The 17,623-nt window shown below is 48.7% G+C and carries 15 protein-coding genes; all 15 read right to left on the bottom strand.

All coding sequences use genetic code 11. From position 1 onward, the window contains the following. Positions 1 to 125 precede the first annotated feature (125 nt). Entirely contained in the window at positions 126 to 1,427 is a 1,302-nt protein-coding gene (locus LBQ00_00755; GenBank protein ID MDR2017411.1) for a TRAP transporter large permease, read from the bottom strand. Beyond that, positions 1,420 to 1,905 (bottom strand): TRAP transporter small permease, encoded by a 486-nt coding sequence (locus LBQ00_00750; GenBank protein MDR2017410.1) that lies wholly within the window; start codon positions 1,903 to 1,905, stop codon positions 1,420 to 1,422. The genes LBQ00_00755 and LBQ00_00750 overlap by 8 nt, the downstream gene beginning before the upstream one ends. Before the next feature lie 43 nt (positions 1,906 to 1,948). Continuing rightward, positions 1,949 to 2,980: a TRAP transporter substrate-binding protein gene (locus LBQ00_00745; protein MDR2017409.1), complete on the bottom strand. Its 1,032-nt coding sequence runs from the start codon at positions 2,978 to 2,980 to the stop codon at positions 1,949 to 1,951. A gap of 573 nt (positions 2,981 to 3,553) precedes the next feature. Beyond that, the gene (locus LBQ00_00740) at positions 3,554 to 4,699 is read right to left on the bottom strand and encodes an acyl-CoA dehydrogenase family protein (GenBank protein MDR2017408.1); all 1,146 of its coding nucleotides are present in this window, start codon (positions 4,697 to 4,699) and stop codon (positions 3,554 to 3,556) included. 92 nt (positions 4,700 to 4,791) lie between these two features. Continuing rightward, positions 4,792 to 5,346, bottom strand: coding sequence for a PAS domain-containing protein (locus LBQ00_00735; protein MDR2017407.1), 555 nt, complete (start codon positions 5,344 to 5,346; stop codon positions 4,792 to 4,794). 102 nt (positions 5,347 to 5,448) lie between these two features. Beyond that, positions 5,449 to 7,191 carry an FAD-dependent oxidoreductase gene (locus LBQ00_00730; GenBank protein MDR2017406.1) on the bottom strand — a complete coding sequence of 581 codons (1,743 nt, stop codon included), beginning with the start codon at positions 7,189 to 7,191 and terminating at the stop codon, positions 5,449 to 5,451. Then, on the bottom strand, positions 7,188 to 7,868 hold the full coding sequence (locus LBQ00_00725) for a hypothetical protein (protein MDR2017405.1): 681 nt from the start codon (positions 7,866 to 7,868) through the stop codon (positions 7,188 to 7,190). The genes LBQ00_00730 and LBQ00_00725 overlap by 4 nt, the downstream gene beginning before the upstream one ends. Next, positions 7,868 to 8,356, bottom strand: coding sequence for a 4Fe-4S dicluster domain-containing protein (locus tag LBQ00_00720; protein ID MDR2017404.1), 489 nt, complete (start codon positions 8,354 to 8,356; stop codon positions 7,868 to 7,870). Before LBQ00_00720 ends, LBQ00_00725 begins: the two co-directional genes overlap by 1 nt. Beyond that, a complete protein-coding gene (locus LBQ00_00715; GenBank protein ID MDR2017403.1) occupies positions 8,343 to 9,350 on the bottom strand; it encodes a 4Fe-4S binding protein in 1,008 nt (335 codons plus the stop codon). The genes LBQ00_00720 and LBQ00_00715 overlap by 14 nt, the downstream gene beginning before the upstream one ends. Continuing rightward, positions 9,331 to 9,750, bottom strand: coding sequence for a hydrogenase iron-sulfur subunit (locus tag LBQ00_00710; protein ID MDR2017402.1), 420 nt, complete (start codon positions 9,748 to 9,750; stop codon positions 9,331 to 9,333). Before LBQ00_00710 ends, LBQ00_00715 begins: the two co-directional genes overlap by 20 nt. Positions 9,751 to 9,844: 94 nt before the next feature. Beyond that, positions 9,845 to 11,518, bottom strand: coding sequence for a CoB--CoM heterodisulfide reductase iron-sulfur subunit A family protein (locus LBQ00_00705; protein MDR2017401.1), 1,674 nt, complete (start codon positions 11,516 to 11,518; stop codon positions 9,845 to 9,847). 97 nt (positions 11,519 to 11,615) lie between these two features. Next, positions 11,616 to 14,330, bottom strand: coding sequence for an FAD-dependent oxidoreductase (locus LBQ00_00700; protein MDR2017400.1), 2,715 nt, complete (start codon positions 14,328 to 14,330; stop codon positions 11,616 to 11,618). Continuing rightward, the gene (locus LBQ00_00695; protein ID MDR2017399.1) at positions 14,327 to 15,265 is read right to left on the bottom strand and encodes an electron transfer flavoprotein subunit alpha/FixB family protein; all 939 of its coding nucleotides are present in this window, start codon (positions 15,263 to 15,265) and stop codon (positions 14,327 to 14,329) included. Before LBQ00_00695 ends, LBQ00_00700 begins: the two co-directional genes overlap by 4 nt. Beyond that, the gene (locus tag LBQ00_00690; GenBank protein MDR2017398.1) at positions 15,262 to 16,041 is read right to left on the bottom strand and encodes an electron transfer flavoprotein subunit beta/FixA family protein; all 780 of its coding nucleotides are present in this window, start codon (positions 16,039 to 16,041) and stop codon (positions 15,262 to 15,264) included. Before LBQ00_00690 ends, LBQ00_00695 begins: the two co-directional genes overlap by 4 nt. 1 nt (position 16,042) lies before the next feature. Then, entirely contained in the window at positions 16,043 to 17,137 is a 1,095-nt protein-coding gene (locus tag LBQ00_00685; protein MDR2017397.1) for a (Fe-S)-binding protein, read from the bottom strand. Between the last annotated feature and the right edge of the window lie 486 nt (positions 17,138 to 17,623).

The following is a 17,623-nucleotide window of genomic DNA, read 5'->3' as shown; positions in this document are numbered from 1 at the left end:
TCCCATTATGTAAATTCTTAACAATCTGCAGGGTGCTATTTTTGCCACCGTTCTTGTTGATTTCAAATCCATTTAACCACGCTTAATAATTTCTTTCAGTCCCTCTTAAAACAAGTTTTGTCACCCTATTTCATGAGCTGATTCGGCAGAAACAGGACGATCTGGGGAAACAAAAAACAGAGTACGACTACAAGAACAAGTGAAATGAGAAAGGGATAGACACCCGAATAGATCACACCCATCGGTACTTTCGTGATGTTTCTGACTATGAAGACGCATATCGCCACAGGGGGAACAACCGATCCTATACACACGGTAAGGGCTACCATTATACCTGCCCAGAGAGGATCGTACCCAAGCTTGGTAATTATGGGAAAAAATATCGGCGTTGCAAGAATCATAAATGCCAGATCGTCAATAAACGAACCGCCGACAAGATAGATGAGAAGAATCATGCATGCAATGATATATGACGGTAACGTGAGGCTCAGGACCCATTGACCGAGATGGTTAGGCATATTGGTCACGGCAATGAAATGTCCCAGCATGCTGGATGTGGCGACCAACAACAACACCATACATGCGGTTCTCAGGGATTCCTTCACCGATTTCACGTATCCTTTGAAATTCATGTTCCGCTTGGCAATACACAGTACCAGCACGGCGAAAGCCCCGATGCTGCCCGCTTCCGTGGGTGTAAAGATTCCCTTCATCATGCCCGCAATAATGACAAAAAAAATCACCACAGGCCACACTACATCAGGGACTGTTTTCCACCTGTCTGCCCACGCATACTTCTCGCTTTTCGGTCCGAGGGCAGGGTCTATTTTGCACCACCCGAAGATAACAATCACAAAGAAGAACGCGATAAGTAGTCCCGGAATAATACCAGCCAGAAACAACCTGCCTATAGACTGCTGTGTGACGATGCCGAATATAATCAACACCACGCTCGGAGGGATAAGACATCCGAGGGTGCCGACTATGGCGACAATACCGGTAGACAACTTCTTGCTGTACCCGAATTTTGTCATTTCGGGCACAGCGACGCTCGCAAAAGTCGCTGATGTTGCCGCAACCGATCCGCATATGGCTTTGAATGCCGTCGCCCCAGCGACTGTCGCTATAGCCAAACCCCCAGGAATATGGCCGAGGAACCTGTGAGCGCAATCGTATAAACGTTTCGCAATGCCTGCGTTGAATGCGATCTGCCCCATAAGCACGAAAAGTGGAACAACTGTGAGCCCGTAGTTTGCAACTGTATCAAAAAAATCGTTGGCCATCAGTCCCATGGCTGCCGGTACATCCACGAGATAAGCAAATCCTGCCACCCCGATAATACCCATGGCAAAGGCCAACTCTATACCAGTGAGGAAGAATCCTAGCAACAGGCAGAGTGCGATGACCCCTACGATAGTCTCATTCATGATCTCCCCCAGATATGGTCTTTATGAACGACGAAAGGAGTACAAGGCACTCCACGAATGCACAGAGAGCCAGAAGATAGGCGGCGGGATAATAAGGCACATGCAGGGTGAGTGAAACCTCGCCTGATTTATAAAGATCAGTACCCAGCAGGAAAAGATTGCTTCCCAGCAAAAAAAAGAATGCCATACCCAGTATCCTCGTGAAAAGAATGAAGCCCTTTCTGATTCCTGCCGAAAAATGCTCCAGCAGGAAATCCACACACACATGCCCTCCCTCCAATGATGTCACCGGAATCGCACACCCAATGACCACGGCACCCCCCAGAAACACCAGTTCGTACGTACCCGTAATGGGCTTTTTAAGGAAACGCAAGACCACATCCAGCACAGTAATCAGCATCATGAGCGTCAGGATGGCCCCTCCGATCACATCCATCACTTTACTTACTCTCAAAACCATCGCGTGAAATATCTGCATTCCTTCTTCTCCTTTAAAATTCGAATGGATACGATATCTCTCACTATTTTTTGTATGGTTTCAAATAGTCACGTACGAATTTCAATGCTTCGTCGCCAGGTAGTCCCTTCGCCTTCATTCTCTTCGCATAATCTTCAAACAGGGGCTCCGCCTTGGCCACCCACTTGGCTTGTTCGGCTTTGTCAAGGGTAATGACCTTGCTCCCTCTCTTGATGCAATACTCCTTCCCACTCTTTTGAATCTCGTCCCACATGGCGGCAAATTTCTCAATATATTCAACACTCATTTCATCGATCACTTTCTGAACATCAGGGGGAAGGGAATTCCATTTCTTCTTGTTCATGGCGACTACAAAAGTGGCGCTGTAGGAGGTGTCATAGTTCTCAATATGGTATTTCACCTGTTCTCCGATCCTAAATCCTTCCAGCGCCTCGTATGGGCACATCAGGCCATCGGCAACACCCCTTGACAGGGCATCATATACATCTGTCATAGGCATTGCGACCGGCGTCCCGCCGAGAAGTCCCATGAATTGCGCATTCGATCCGTAAGTCCTCATCTTCAAGCCTTTCAAATCCTCCAGCTTCGTCACCGATTTATCTTTCGTGTGGACTATTCCAGGGGCTTGAGCGTGGAACCAGAGAATCTTCACTTCATCGAACTCTTTTGGTTTAAATTTGTTGTAGAAAGCGTTCGCGAGTCTTGTCGGGACTGTATTGTTCGGGTATCCGAGGGGGAGGTCAACAATTTCAGTGAGAGGGAACTTCCCCACTGTATATCCAAGCACATGGTTGCCCACATCGGTAATTCCTTTAGTCACTGCATCATAGCTCTGAGCAGTTGGCACAAGAGTGCCTGCTGGATAATAGTTGACCTTCAACTTGCCGTTGGTCTTCTTCTCTACTTCTTTCCCCCACTCATCAAGAAGGATACTCTGCTTATGGGTAATCGGAAACCAGTTGGACACCTTCAATGTAATTACTTTTTCTGCGGCTATACTCCGGGACGGCACCAGAAAAACGACTAAAAGCAATGCTGCAACGAAACATCGGCCTATCCAAGCTGATACCTTCATAAACCCTCCCTTGCGTTTTGGTTTTGATAAAACTTCAATATGTCAAATACCAATCTTTTTAATTTCAATATACAGAATATTAGTATTTTCTTTTCCCCTGAACGAAATCACCTCCTTTTAATTATGTAGTATGATTGTCTTTAGTATAGTTACCCTGTCAGCCACCGCATACGGAGCATAAACACTCTGCCGACTCATCTGGCCGGCCCATTGTAATGTTGATCTCCCTTGCTGGCTGCCATACTTGTGCTTGTGAGTCTTCCTCGTCAATCGTATATCCACGGTCCGCTCTCACATCAGTCGACAGAGTTTTCAAACACTGTCATTCCGCTGGCAACTGCTTATAAATACGGTTTGAAGCAAATTGAATGCCGTTTTCTTCGGCTTCTTTATCTCTTAAAATATATGCCGCAAATACAGTAATTGAATGGAGCATCCGCAAGAGACCATTCACTTCAGATCCAGTATTAATTGTATAGAATGATGACAAGTGTATCCAAAGGAATCACCACATGCCACCCGTAAAAAAGGCATGCCTTCCGGATTCACGATAGCTCTACCGATTTCCTGTCTTTAAAACACTTTCTTCAGCAGTTCGTTGGCGATGACTGCTTTTTCGACTTCTTTGGAACCTTCATAGATTTCAATAATCTTTGCATCCCTGTAAAACCTCTGTATATCATACTCAGCGATATAACCGTAGCCACCGTGGAGTTGGAGGGCCTCATTCGCCACATAGACCGCCGTCTCTCCCGCAAACCATTTGGCCATGGAAACGAGAGCTGGGTCAAGCTTACCATGGTCAAGAAGCCAAGCAGCCCTGTAGTAAAGCGATCTCGCCGCTTCAACTCTTGTAGCCATCTCGGCAAGCTTGAATTGGACTCCCTGGAGTTTAGAGAGAGTTGTCCCGAAAGCCTTTCTCTTCTTCACGTGAGATATGGCCATTTCGAGGGCTCCCTGGGCCAAGCCGACGCCTTGGGCGGCCACGTGGTTTCGTGTCTTGTTAAAAAAATCCATAAGTTGGTAGAACCCCCGTTTTTCCTGCCCTATGAGGTTCTCCACCGGCACCTCGCAGTTGCTGAGATTCAGTTCTGCGGTGTTTGACGCCCGTATTCCCATCTTTCCGCGCAGTTTGGTTGCTTCATATCCGGGAGTAGACGTATCCATGAGGATAATGCTTGACCTATTATGCAGGTCTTTCTCTTCTGGATGGGTAATGCAGTAAACGAGCATCCAGTCGGCAAGGCTTCCGTTGGTGATAAACATTTTTGACCCGTTGATGAGATATTTATCACCTTTTCTCTCCGCTCTCGTTTTGAGCCCGGTCACATCGCTGCCAGCGTCAGGCTCGGTTATGGCAAAAGCAATCATCTTCTCGCCTGTGGGGATCTTTGTCAGATACTTCTTTTTCTGTTCCTCAGTGCCAAAAGACTGCACCATTTCCGAACCAAAGCTCCAAGAATTTACGGCCTGGCCACAGCCAGGATCAACACGCCATAACTGTTCGGTTATAAGGGAGTGCTCGAGAAAACCTAGTCCGGCCCCTCCGTATTCTTCTTGGATGAAAGTTCCAACAAAACCGTTTTCACACGCCCGCCTCGCTATGGACAAATCAAACTCTTCTTTTTCATCAAATTCTTTTGCCCGGTCCTTGAACTCTTTCTCTGCGAACTCCCGCGCTGCCTTTACAATGTCTCGTTGCTCAACTGTAAGCTCCATCCATTACCTCCAAATAATTTTCTGGAAAATCTATATGATGACAATCGGTACTCCAATGAGCATTGATACCATTTTTAATAGACCGTCTTGTCCTAGGCAAATGCCGGCCCATATCTTTTCGTCAAGACACAGAACCTGCTTTCGACTCTCAGAGGTTGCTCCACTCTCTTGAAGCCGGTGATCTCCATCTCAATAGTCTGAAAGACAACCTTTTCTATTAGATTCAACAGATCAAAACTTAATTCTGCATCAAAAAGACCGCCATCATATCTCGAAAGTTTGTACTCTATACATTGCTGGAACGTAACGGTAGGTCCCACCGGCCCACTCCCTTTTGTTCCCCCGGAATCTTTGCTGTTCCGCAACAAGGGAAAGGTGAATATTCTCGGGAACTGCCCTATGATCTGTTCTCTCGTGCATTCAAACATATCAAGCACCCTTCCGTCGCAATCCATAATCCTGTCGTTATCCATGAAAAAGACAGCATCGTTTACCGAGTCGAAGAGGGCATGGTGTTGCGCGTTCCTGCCTTGAAAAGCCCGCTCAGCCTCCGTATGGCCAGCCTCAAGATGAACAAACCTAATTGCAAAAAGAGGGAGTTCATCCATCCTTTCCACTTCTGCTTTGTCCTGAATTCTTGCCACCATGTGTCTTTACGCTCGTCTGCCAACAAGACATATGATTGCTATTAGCCATCATGAAGTGGGATACGAGCAAACATCCTTACGCGTGAGGCAGGAATAGCCCGGTCACACTGTTTCCGGATAGCTGATCACGTCCGACGGGCACGTGGATGCGCAAAGCCCGCATCCCACGCAGGTATCTTCCTTTACGTGGGCGATCGGGACACCGGAAACCGCATGGGGTCCGAACACGGCAATGCTCGTTTCCATTATTTGAAGCTCAATCGCACTGTGGGGACATGCATCCTTACACGAGCCGCAGCCACTGCACCGCTCTTCGTTAACGTGCGGCAAAGCCCTGTCCTCTTCGGAGTCAAGAAGTATCTCGCCGAGCGCTCCAAGTATCTCTCTTGCCTCCCACCTCTCTCCTCTCGGATGCCTGATGAAGCCCACATGGTACTTCTTTCGGGCCCATTTTGTCGGCGACCACCTAAGCTGTGGCTCGGACCTGTACAGTGATAAAAATTCCCTGTCTTTAAAAAGAGCCGCATAATCCTCAAACCTGACCACCGTATCCACCGTCAGCGTAAACACTCTCGCCGGACCCGAGAACCACGCCTCACCATGGCCGAAGCCAACGCTATCCCCTTCTTCAAGATGGATAAACACTACGCCTTCTCGCCTCGCCTTTTCGTAGGCAAGCTCCGCATATGACGGAGCAACCATGTTTCGTGTCACCACATATACAGTCTTTCCTTCTTTCTTAAGACCGCGTGCCAGAGAGATAAATCTGGACGAGATATATTCATAGAACACTGCGGACCCAGTATCCTCGGTCCCTATGTAAAAGAGATACGAAGAGCCGTTCTCAGGTATGGTGATTTCTGGTTCCTCTTCTTTATAGAGCTTGTCCTGATTTTGAATCACGTCAACCGGAAAGTCCCGGCCTCTAAGGGCCAGTATTCCCGCACCGAACCCGGTAAGGATTGAATCTTTTATATTTATGGGTTCGAGAGCTCCTCCGGAGGCGTAAATGCCTTCCACATCAGTAGTCAACGGTTCAGCCTCTTTCACAAACCCGGACTCATTCAAGGAAAAACCGAACAGTCGGCTCAGGCGCTGAAGTTCAGGGTTAGGGCGAAGCCCGATGGCAAGGACCACATACTCAAACCGTTCCTCCTTAAGCTCGCCACCCGAGTAATATCTCATGGTGACGCCCGTTTCATCTTCATCGAAATACCGCGAACTGGCTCTCACAAAGGCGACACCCGCATCCCTGTAAAGTTTTTCGAGGTAAAATTCCTGGCCAAAAAATCGAATGTCGTTATAAAAGACTTTTATTTCCGGTTTTGCCCGCTGGAGAGTCCACTTAATCTCACGAATGGTATACGAACAGCAGACAGACGAACAGAGGGGGTATTCCTCGCAACGCGAACCGACACAGAGAACGAATGCAACCCTGTTAAAATCGGCGGGCAGGTCACCTACGCGCTGGTCAATAATTTTATCATACTCAAGACTCGTCAGGACCCTCTTTCCTTTATACTCCACGGGGTTGTAAGGAGTAAGGCCAGTTGCAATGATCACCTTGTCCGCGCTCAAGAGCTCGCCGTTTTCAAGCGCTACAGAAAAGACCCCATCTTTCCTCTCGACCGACGAAATTACACCTTCCGTAATTACCGTGAGACCCTTATTTTCCTTTATCTCATCGAAAAACGTCTTGAATCCGACCCTGCAGTTCGCGATCCGCGCCATAAGCCCTCCAACCTCAGAGGTTGATTCAATGACCGTGACTTTGTGGCCTTCTTTCAAGGCAACCTTCGCAGCGGATATTCCGCTAATACCGCCGCCTATTATGAGTACATTCATAAGACGTTATTCTCTCCCATGATATAAAGCACGAGGTCCGTGAGATAGATAATTTTCCTGCCCGTCGAGAAAGTGTTCAAGGCCATGTGGCACAGGGGACAAAGCACTACTATGGTCCCTTTTGATTTCTCTGTGATCAGGGTGGAAAGTTTTTCTGTAGCCCATTTGTTGGCAAAAAATTGATTTCCTCCGCAGCATCGGTCTTTGATCTTCTCTCCTGCGAGTTCGCCGCCAAATAAGATAATCAACTCCTCCATAACGCTCTTGTTTTTTATTGCGGTTCCTTCAGGCCGCAGAAGGACACAACCGTAATAAGGCGTAAAAACCTTCCCTTTCAGGTCCCGTTTTGTCTTAATCGTCTCCAAAACCTTCTTTTCAAGAAACTCGAGAGGGTTAAGTATTTTAAACATACCATCGGAATCGGCATCTCTGAGGTTTTTGTAGCATGCCGGACACGGCGCCACGATCTCTCTGCACATGGGTTCCGCCTTCTTCAGATTCTCTCTTGAGAGGGCGATAAGCTCGTTCCGGTCTCCGTACTCCAAAGCACCGCAACAATTCCAGTCAGGAATCTCGGCAAGCGTGTGGCCCAGTTTCTTCATTACTTTCTTCACGCCTCTATCAAGCTTTCGGGCCGAACCGGTCAAAGAACAGCCTGGATAATATCCGTAGTCCATTACGACCTGCCTTTTTCGCCGTCTGAAACATTCAAACGTTTTACTTTATGAGGTAAATGGATACTCATATACTCCGTCCACTTTACCATATGCCTCATGTAGCCTTCTTTGAGCAAAAAGGGCACGGACATAAGGAAGACATAGGGCTCATAGACTCTGCCCCATATCCTCAAGGACCCTTTAAACGCCTTTTCAAACGGCGATGCCATATCGAGAGATTCTCTCAGAGCTCTTACCAATTCCGGAATCCTGATCTTCCACGGACAGGCACCAGTGCAACGGTAGCAACTCGTGCAGTAGCGTATAAGGGGAACATCCCTGTCCACTTCCTGCCCGAGAAACAGACGTGCTAGCAGTTCCTGAGGGTTCGTGTCTATACCGAGGTCGTTGACCGTGCATACGGAGGCACAAATCTTACACCCGAGACATACCGAGAGGTCTTCTTTTCTGTGCCCTGCAAGTTCTATGGTTTTATCAATCTTCTGCATCTTTCAGCTCATCCTCAAGAAATGTGAGGTACGGTATATCTTCATCAAAACTACGGCCCGACATGTAAGAAAACATGCCTTGAAGTCTTTCGGACACACCTTTGAAATACTTTGTCAGGGAGATTCCCTGAGGGCAGGCTTCTTCACAGGAACCGCAACCGACGCAGACCTGTGACACATGGTACATCCTGATCATATGAAAAAGTTCTTTTCCCGGGGGCATATCCGTAGAACCTGTCCTGAAAACCTTGTTCAGGAGCGCGTCCCCTTTGGGAAGATACTCGTCCCCATTGAAGACACAGTCAATACAGTAGCAGACCGGGCACATTGCCTTGCAATTCCGGCAAAGGATACACTTCGAGATGTCTTTAGCAAATTCGGTCATATCCGTCGCAAATTTTTCCGGTTTCGCGTGCTCCACTATGGCCATTTCCACCGCCTCCTGCAGTTCACCGCTTAGAAGTGAGAGAAAATTCTCTCCCTTCCCTGTGTAAGGAAATACCCAGATTGTACCGTCTTTACCTATCCTGATGCCGGCATCACCCACAACTCCCCTTCTTTCCCTGCATACCAGGCAGGTCCAGCGCATTTTTTCAGTATCTTTGAAGTAATCTTTCGGCTGATCCACATCGGCCAACGTTTCATTCTCTCCATCCTTAGCGGATACAGCACCGAAACAATCAATGGACACGGCAGTGATACCTTCACGTTCAATCTGGTTAAGCTTGACCAATTCACTATACGCCCTTATTTCGCAGGGCCTGAGCAAGAGGATTATCTGCGATCCCCTGGAGAACAACCGGCGCAGGTACAACGCCCCGTTGACATCGAAAAAGGGGTTCAGGAGTGAAAAATGTTCAAGGCTGCTCTTGAATATCCTGTGGCGTACACCGTCTTTACTTGTTTCAAAACCAAGCACTAGATGCTGCTCATCTTTCAGAAACTCGTTGAGGGCATCTTTGATGGTGTCGATCTTAATTTGTTTTCCCTGCATTCTTCTTTTCCTTTATCTCATTATACATTCCGGAAACTTTCTCCACAAAACGCCGACCTTCGGCAGCACTTACCCAGAAGAGATGGAGTTTATCTTTAATTGAGAAGGTATCGAACATCTCTTTGAGGGCTGCCACTTTCCTCCGCGTAAAATAATTCCCTTTGATGAAATGGCAGTCACCGGGATGGCATCCGGCAACAAACACGCCGTCCGCCCCTTCAAAGACGGCCTTAATTACAAAGGCGGGATCCACCCTGCTTGAGCAGGGGACCTGCACGAGCTTTACTCCGTCAGGATATTTCATCCTCAAGCTTCCTGCCATTTCAGAAGCCTTGAATGTACAATAAGAACAGGCAAAGCCTATGATCTCCGGGTTTTTCGCGTTTCTGCCTTCCAGCATCTTCCCTCCAACGCTTCAGCCGTGTACCCAGTCGCCAGAAACCGCTCAAAAACCGCAGTGATGACCGGTGTATATTCCATGGTGGCTGTTATTTTCACATTACCTCCATAAGGGCGCCTATTTCATCATCAATATAGCTATCCATATGCCCCTTCAAGTTGACTGCGGAGGACGGACATGTGCTGTTGCAGAGTCCGCAGCCCATGCAGGCCGCCTCCTCCACATGCACTATCCGCTTCTCCTCATCAAACCTTATAGCCTTGGCCACGCACGCCTTTTCGCACATCCTGCAGCCACTGCACCGCTTGGGGTCAACCCAGGAAATAAATGGATCGACGAACGCATAACCTAGGTTCAGAAATCCGTACAGTTTGAGCGCCGATGCCCTGCCATGATTTATCGACTCTTCCACATCTTTCGGTCCTGAGCAGGAACCCGCGATAAAGATCCCCTTTACCGCCGTATCAAATGGTCGAAGTTTGATATGGGCTTCGAGAAAGAATTTATCCTTGTCAAGGGTAATTTTGAGAAGCGACGAGATACGCTTACTGTCCACCGGGGGCGACATACCTATGGAGAACACTGCGAGATCAAATTCCCTTTCGAAGGGCTCCCCAAAGAGTGTATCCTCACCTCTGAGGATCACTCCACCAGGACCAAGATTTATCTCTGAAATGTTGCTCCTGGTAAAAAGCACGCCCTTTTCCTGAGTATCTTCAAAGAATTCCTCCCCACCCTTCGGATGGGCACGGACATCCATATAGAAGGATTCCACGTATGAATCTTTGTATCTGTCCTTTACCGCATCTCCTACTCGAAGCGCATTTATGCAACAGACCCTGGAGCAGTAAGGTCTTCCTGCCTGCTCATCCCTAGAACCGACACAGTGAAGCACGGCGACCCTAGGGTTCTCCGGGAGGGCCAGACTATCTTTCCTGGATTCAAACTCAAGGGTCGTCATAATTCTATTGTCATTGCCGTAATTCAGCTCAGGTTTGAGCCTGGGGTCAAAGGGGGTGAATCCGATGGCCACCACCACTCCGCCCGCCGTAACCTTTTTCTCACCCGAAGATGTATTAAGCGTTGCCTGATAGTTCCCGAAAAAACCCTCAAATTCAGTGATCGTGGTCGAGGTAAAGATCTCCACATTCTCTCTTGTCTGAAGCTCATTTACCATTCTACTCACAATGGCGCTGCCGTCTTCTCTGGCGGGCCATACATCTTTAAGAAGCCTGACATGACCGCCAAGCTCGGCATCCTTCTCCACAAGATAGACATGCATACCCATTTTCGAGAGAAAGAGCGCCGCGCTCAGACCCGAAACTCCCCCGCCGACAATCAGACCCGACTTCACCACATCGACGCGCTTTTCTTCGAGAGGCACATAGTGGGCTGATGCGTAAAGCCCCGCTTTTATAAGCCTTATCGCTTTGCCGGTATTCAACTCCGGATCATCCCCTACCCAGGAGCAGTGTTCCCTGATTCCCACTCTCCTAAGAAGGAACGGATTTAAGTCCGCTTTCTTTAGGACATCCTTGAACAACTCCTCATGCAGAGAAGGTGTACAGGAGGCGATAATCACCCTGTCGAGACAATGTTTCCTGATCGCTTCCTGGATCATATCTTGGCCCGGCTCTGAACAGACGAACGGGTAGTCATCCGAGACAACGACGCCGGGGAATCGTTTGAAATATTCGCTTACCTTTTTCACATCCACGGTATGCTTGATATTATGTCCGCAATGACAGATAAATATGCCGGTCTTCACGTTAATTTTCCCTTTAAGGACGCTATAAATCCCATGATGTCTATTGTTGCTCGCGGATTTACGGTTCCTTGAAAATCATCGGCCCTCTGAGGACTCATCATTTGCTCATATACTCCATGCACCTCGATGCCGCTTCACCGCCGGATGCAACGGTATCAGGGACATCCTTAGGCCCGGAGGCCATACCACACACAAATATCCCTTCCACGTTCGTCTCCGAAGGAGCAATCGGGCTCACCTTGATGAAACCGTATTCATCCCGCTCCACAGACATGATGTCGCAGAGCTCCGCGGTCTGTTTCCGCGGCCTCACTCCGGTTGCGAGAACTACGAGGTCCACCTCCACCTCAATCATCTCCCCGCTTAACATGTCTTCCACGCGAACCAGAAGACCTTTTTCCCCCTGCACGATCTCTCCGGGGATCCCCCGTATATAGTACGTACCGCTTTCCTGTGTACTTTTATAAAACTCTTCGTAATTCTTGCCGTATGCCCTTACATCAATATAGGAAACGTATATCTCGGCTCCCACTATCCTGTCTTTTACGATACTCGCATGCTTTGCCGTATACATGCAGCACACCCGGGAACAGAACCGGGCGCCGCTTTGCCTGTCTCTGGAACCGACGCACTGTATAAAATAGAATCGTTTCGGGGTCACCCCTTTCAGTTGTATGTCACCGCCCGTCGGTCCCGTGACAGAGCAGACCCTCTCAAATTCTATACCCGTCATAACCCCTTCCAGGACACCATAACCATACTCTTTCTTTTCCGTGGGATCGTAAAGGTCAAAGCCTGGAGCGAGAAGAATACTGTCGAACTGCAATTCCACAATCTCGTCTTTCAGCTGATAATCGACGGCTTTCACCTCACACCGCTTCTCGCACTCCCCGCACTGAATACATCCCTCAATCTGTCCGGCAAGACACCGGGACGCTTCCTTCATTGCGTCTTCTTGCGTATATCCAAGGGTCACTTCCCGAAAATCGGCTATTCGAGTATCCTCCGCCTCTTCAGGCATGGGCAGCCGATGCGCCTCGGCAAATCTTTTTGACACAGCGTCCAGCTCATCCCCAGATAATTTCTCCGGTTTCTTTCTCTCATTATCTGCAGTAACCGGTTCCCCTTTCAGATATTTGCTTATAGAACGGGCAGCCTTTTTTCCTGCCGCTATGGCATCAACCACGTAGGCCGGTCCGGTGGTCACATCGCCGCCGGCGAAGATACTTTCCATATTGGTGGCACCTGTTGCCGGATCGACTATAATGGTCTCGTTCCTGCCTATGGAGATCCCTATGCTCCCCACAAACGAAACCTGCGTTGCCTGTCCGAGGGCGGTAATAACCGTATCGACGGACAACGTAAATTCGGAGCCTTTTACCGGTACAGGGCGTCTCCTGCCGCTCTCGTCTGCGTCTCCCAGTTCCATACGAATACACTCAATGCTTGAGAGTCTGCCGTTTTCATCAAGAAAACGGACCGGTGCGGTCAGGAACTTGATTTCCACTCCCTCGTGCAACAAAGCTTCGATTTCTTCGTCTGCGGCGGGCATCTCGTCCCTGGTACGGCGGTATATGAGCGTTACGGGCTCGCCGCCCACCCTCTTCGCCGTCCTGGCACAATCCACTGCGGTATTGCCCCCGCCAACGACAACAACATTGTTTCCTGTAGAGACAGCCTCTCCACTGTTGACGGCTCTCAGGAATCTGATACCGTCGATCACGCCCGAAAAGCCCTCGCCTTCAATTCCCAAAAGTAATCCTTTCGGCGCACCTGTACCGATGAAGAGGGCCTCGTATTCATTTTTTACATCCTCAAGAGTAATATCTTTACCAATCTCCAATCCGCATTTTATGGTAACTCCGAGTTTTTCGATATAGCTTATTTCTTTGCTCAGCTCCGCCTTGGGTAGCCTGTATTCAGGTATCGCGTATCTCAACATACCGCCCGGTTCCGGAAGGGCCTCAAAGACAGTTACGTCATGCCCTTCCTGGGCGCAGTCGTGAGCGCAGGCAAGCCCTGCCGGTCCAGCGCCGATAACAGCCACCTTCCGGCCCGTCTTCTGTACCTGGGAGGGTTCCAAGGATTCGAGATCAAACCTGTCCACCGCAAACCGTTTCAGGTCGCGGATTGCCAGCGGGTCATCCATCTGCCCTCTGTTGCAGACCATTTCACACGGCGCATAGCAGACACGGCCACATACCGAGGGAAACGGATTTGTATCCTTAATGAGCATATAAGCATCGTTAAACCTTCCCTCGCTGATATGTTTCACGTAGCCTAGAACGTTAGTATGTATGGGGCAGGCATCCACGCATGCAGCCTTGCACGGGCGGTCTTCACGCTTATCGATGCTCGCCTTGTTGGGTATGGCCTGAGGGAAAGGAATGTAGATCGCCTTCCTGGGTCCTGTCCCCATATTAAACTCGCTTTTCATTACAACGGGGCATCCTGGCCAGCAACTGCCGCACGCGGTACACTTCTTGATGTCCACGTAACGCGATTTCTTGATAATCGTGACGGTAAAACCTTTCCCTTCTTTTCTCACCGCCACCGGCTTGGCCCACGAAAAGAGCTCAATCTTCTTCTGGAGCGCCACTTCCACCATCTTGGGTGAAAGCGTACAGGTGGAACAGTCCAGGGTAGGAAACGTCTTGTCCAGCTGGATCATCCTCCCGCCAATGGAAGGACCTTCCTCAAGCATAGTAACGTTGACCCCGCATGATGCGAGCTCAAGGGCGGCGGTTATGCCGCCTATCCCTCCACCAACCACAAGAACCTGTTTTGCCGTTTCTTCTTGTTCGGTAATCATCCTCTTAAGATATCTTTTATTTTGTCGCGTACTTTATGTACATCTCCGATAATCCCATAGTGAGCATATTGAAAGATAGGGGCTTCCGGGTCTTTGTTTACGGCTATGATGCAATCAGATTCCTTCATGCCGGCAATGTGCTGAAACGCGCCGCTAATACCCATGGCAAGGTAGACTTTGGGTTTGACCGTTTTTCCCGATGTGCCCACCTGTCTTGCCTTAGGCAGCCACTGTTTATCAATCACCGGCCTTGACCCCGAAAGCACACCTTTCATGGCGTCGGCAAGCTCCATGTAATCGGGTATCTCATCCTTGTTCCCTATACCTCTGCCTACGGAGATAAGAAAATCAGCCTTCGTGATATCAACCTCGCTTTTCTCTTCCTCCACATATTCGACAAAGGTCCGGCTGTCCGTCAATTGGATCCCATCCAGAGATTCTTCAGCCGCCACTTGTGTTTTTTCCACGGCGTTTTCCTTAAAGCTGCCGCTCCTGACAGTAATCACGAACGGTCCCGGACCGGCAGCCTTGAATTCCCCGAAAATCTTATCGGAATAGTAGCTCTTGTGGAACACCATTTTTTCCTTATCAAATCCGCTCACATCCGTAATAAGCGGCAGATTGAAGAAACCAGCCACGTAAGAGGCAAGTTCCGACCCAGAAGATGAAGAAGTAAAGACTATCGCTTCTGGTTTTCCTTTTTCATCCATGACCTTCTTCACCACATTGACCATATTCATGGGGTTCAGATATTCCGCCTCTTGCACCTTCACTTTCACCATGGTACTTGCCAGCTTTTCATTTACGTCGTAAGCGCCTTCCGGCAAAATAAGGGAGATATCTTTTTGAAGGAGGTTGCAAAAACCGACTGCATCAAGGTTTCTCTCTTCAAAAATACCATGTCTTACTTCGGATACAACCAGTGAGTAGCTCATTGATACACCCCCTTTTCCTTGAGAATCCCAAGCAACTCCTGACACGCGGCGTCAAGTTCCCCGGAGAGTATCACTGCTCCCCCTTTTTGGGGCGGATAGTCCCATTTTTCGAACTCTATCAGACTCGTAAAGCCATCTTCATATTCCTTTGCCTTGAAGACCTTGCGCTCCACCTTGGACGCTTTCCGTATCCCCATGATGGATACGTACCGCGGCTCGTTGATTCCGCTTTGTATGGAAAGAACTGCAGGAAGTTTTATCTCCACCCGTTCCTGCAACCCGCCTTCAAGCTCCCTTCTTACCACCGCAAAATCTTTTTCGATGGCGTCTATGCCTACGACCATCGAAGCATAGGGAATACCCAGTTTCGCGGCAAGAATGCCGCCCACAGAGGCGAATTGATCGTCTTCGGACTGAACACCGGTAAAAATCACGTCAAAAGGTATGTTCTCCTTTTTCAAGAAATTACCCGCGAGGGCAGCCCGCGCCTGAGGGTCATGTAAAATCTTGTCCATTTCAACGAGAGAACCGTCTTTTGCGCCCATCGCGATGGCACGCCTCAGAACTTCGTCCGACTCGGCGCCTCCCATCGAGATAGCTGTTAAGCTACCGCCTGTCTTTTCCGCAATCCGAACAGCTTCCTCAACTGCATAGTTGTCCCAGTCGTTCACTTTGAAGGGCACTTTGGAAAGATCGACGTCCCTACCTTCGTCAATGATGCGCACTTCCTCCTCTTGAGTGGCCGGCACTCTTTTTGTAAATACTAATAAGTTCATTTTATAAGACCTCCATGAGTATCTCGGATATTTCCTTCACCGCAAGTCCTTTTTCCATGGCTTGTTCTTCAAGGGTCATCACACAGAACGGGCAGCTCGTCACAATAATTTCGGCTCCTTTGGCCTGAGCCTCCAATACCCTTATCTCGCTATTCCTCTGGTACGCAGTCTCCACCTCAAAAAACATTCTTCCGCCACCGCCTTCGCAGCAAAGCGACATGTCTCGGGACCTCGAAAACTCCATGAGGTCAAGACCTTCTAAGGCACCTAGAATCTTTCTCGGCTCATCAAAGACGCCATTTTGTTTCCCGAGAAAACATGGGTCGTGATAGATCGCTTTCTTATTGTACGGCGTTTTCGGCGCAAGAACGCCTTCGTCGAGCAAACGGGCAACCACTTCCGTATAATGGGTAACTTTAATACCTATGTCGCCATATTCCTTTTTCAGAGTATTCATGCAGTGGGGAGAGAGGGTGATGACTTCCTTTACTCCATATTCCTGAAACGCAGCGATATTCTCTTCCTGAAGCTCTTCAAAAAGACCCGATTCTCCTATCCGGCGTATCTCGTTGCCACAACAAACCTCTTCCTCGCCAAGAATACCAAATTCAATCCCCCCTCTATGAAGGATTCGGGCAACATTGGAAGGCATCACCATACATCTGGGGTCGTATGCCTGGATGCAGCACGTAAAGAGCAACCTTTTGGATTCGGTGTCACTTACGTGCTTGATTTCGATATCGACCTTATCCGCCCAAGTTCCTCTCTTGGCCCTCGACCGACCCCATGGGTTCTTCTGGACAAATGCGTTTTCAAGCGCTTTCTGGATCGACACAGGTATCTCCCCATCTTCGACGAACCCCGACCTGAGTTCGATTATCATTTCGGAGGGCTTTACATCACGCGGACACCTGATGGTACACGTACCGCACGAAGTACAATACCACGGGATAGATTCCTCCACCTTGTTCCTGAATTGTCTCTTGCGAACCAACATACGAATGTTGAATGGGGTCTTTCCTGATTCAGGACAGCCTCCTGTACATTTTCCGCACTGGATGCACGTGAGAACCCTTGTCTGGCTCTGACTGACCATAAGGCTACACCTCGTAGAATTGCTTATGTCGACTCAATCGCTATACCTATTAACTGACCGTTTAATAACCAGCCTTAGGACTCTTTGCCAAGTCCACCGTTGATCGGCGCACAAACCAACGGGCTGCTCTCACCGTCTCTACACTTTTTCATGTAGAAATATATCGTATAGTTGCAATATGCGTACCATGTCATAAACCTATCGCTAATATGAGGAAAACGGACAGCTTCCCTCCATAGCCATCCATACTCTCCTGTATAATTATGATACATTTGATTCTTTTCATTACACGGGATACATTCTACTATCGCAGAGATCATCATTGGGACTTCAAGAGCAAGGACGAACTGCTTGAAACCATTACCCATTATAGATTAGGTATGACACGGAATTTATCGGCGGATTGATAAAAGCCATACAACCCTCCGGAAATGATTTCATGAAGACTTATAGAAAGAAGCATCACACAGGTGCATCAACGAGTAC

It is taken from the genome of Syntrophobacterales bacterium, assembly GCA_031274925.1.
In the GTDB taxonomy this organism is placed as follows: Bacteria; Desulfobacterota; Syntrophorhabdia; order Syntrophorhabdales; family Syntrophorhabdaceae; genus PNOM01.
The sequence above is the reverse complement of the archived record's forward strand: the minus strand, read 5'-3'. Positions and strand labels throughout refer to the sequence as shown.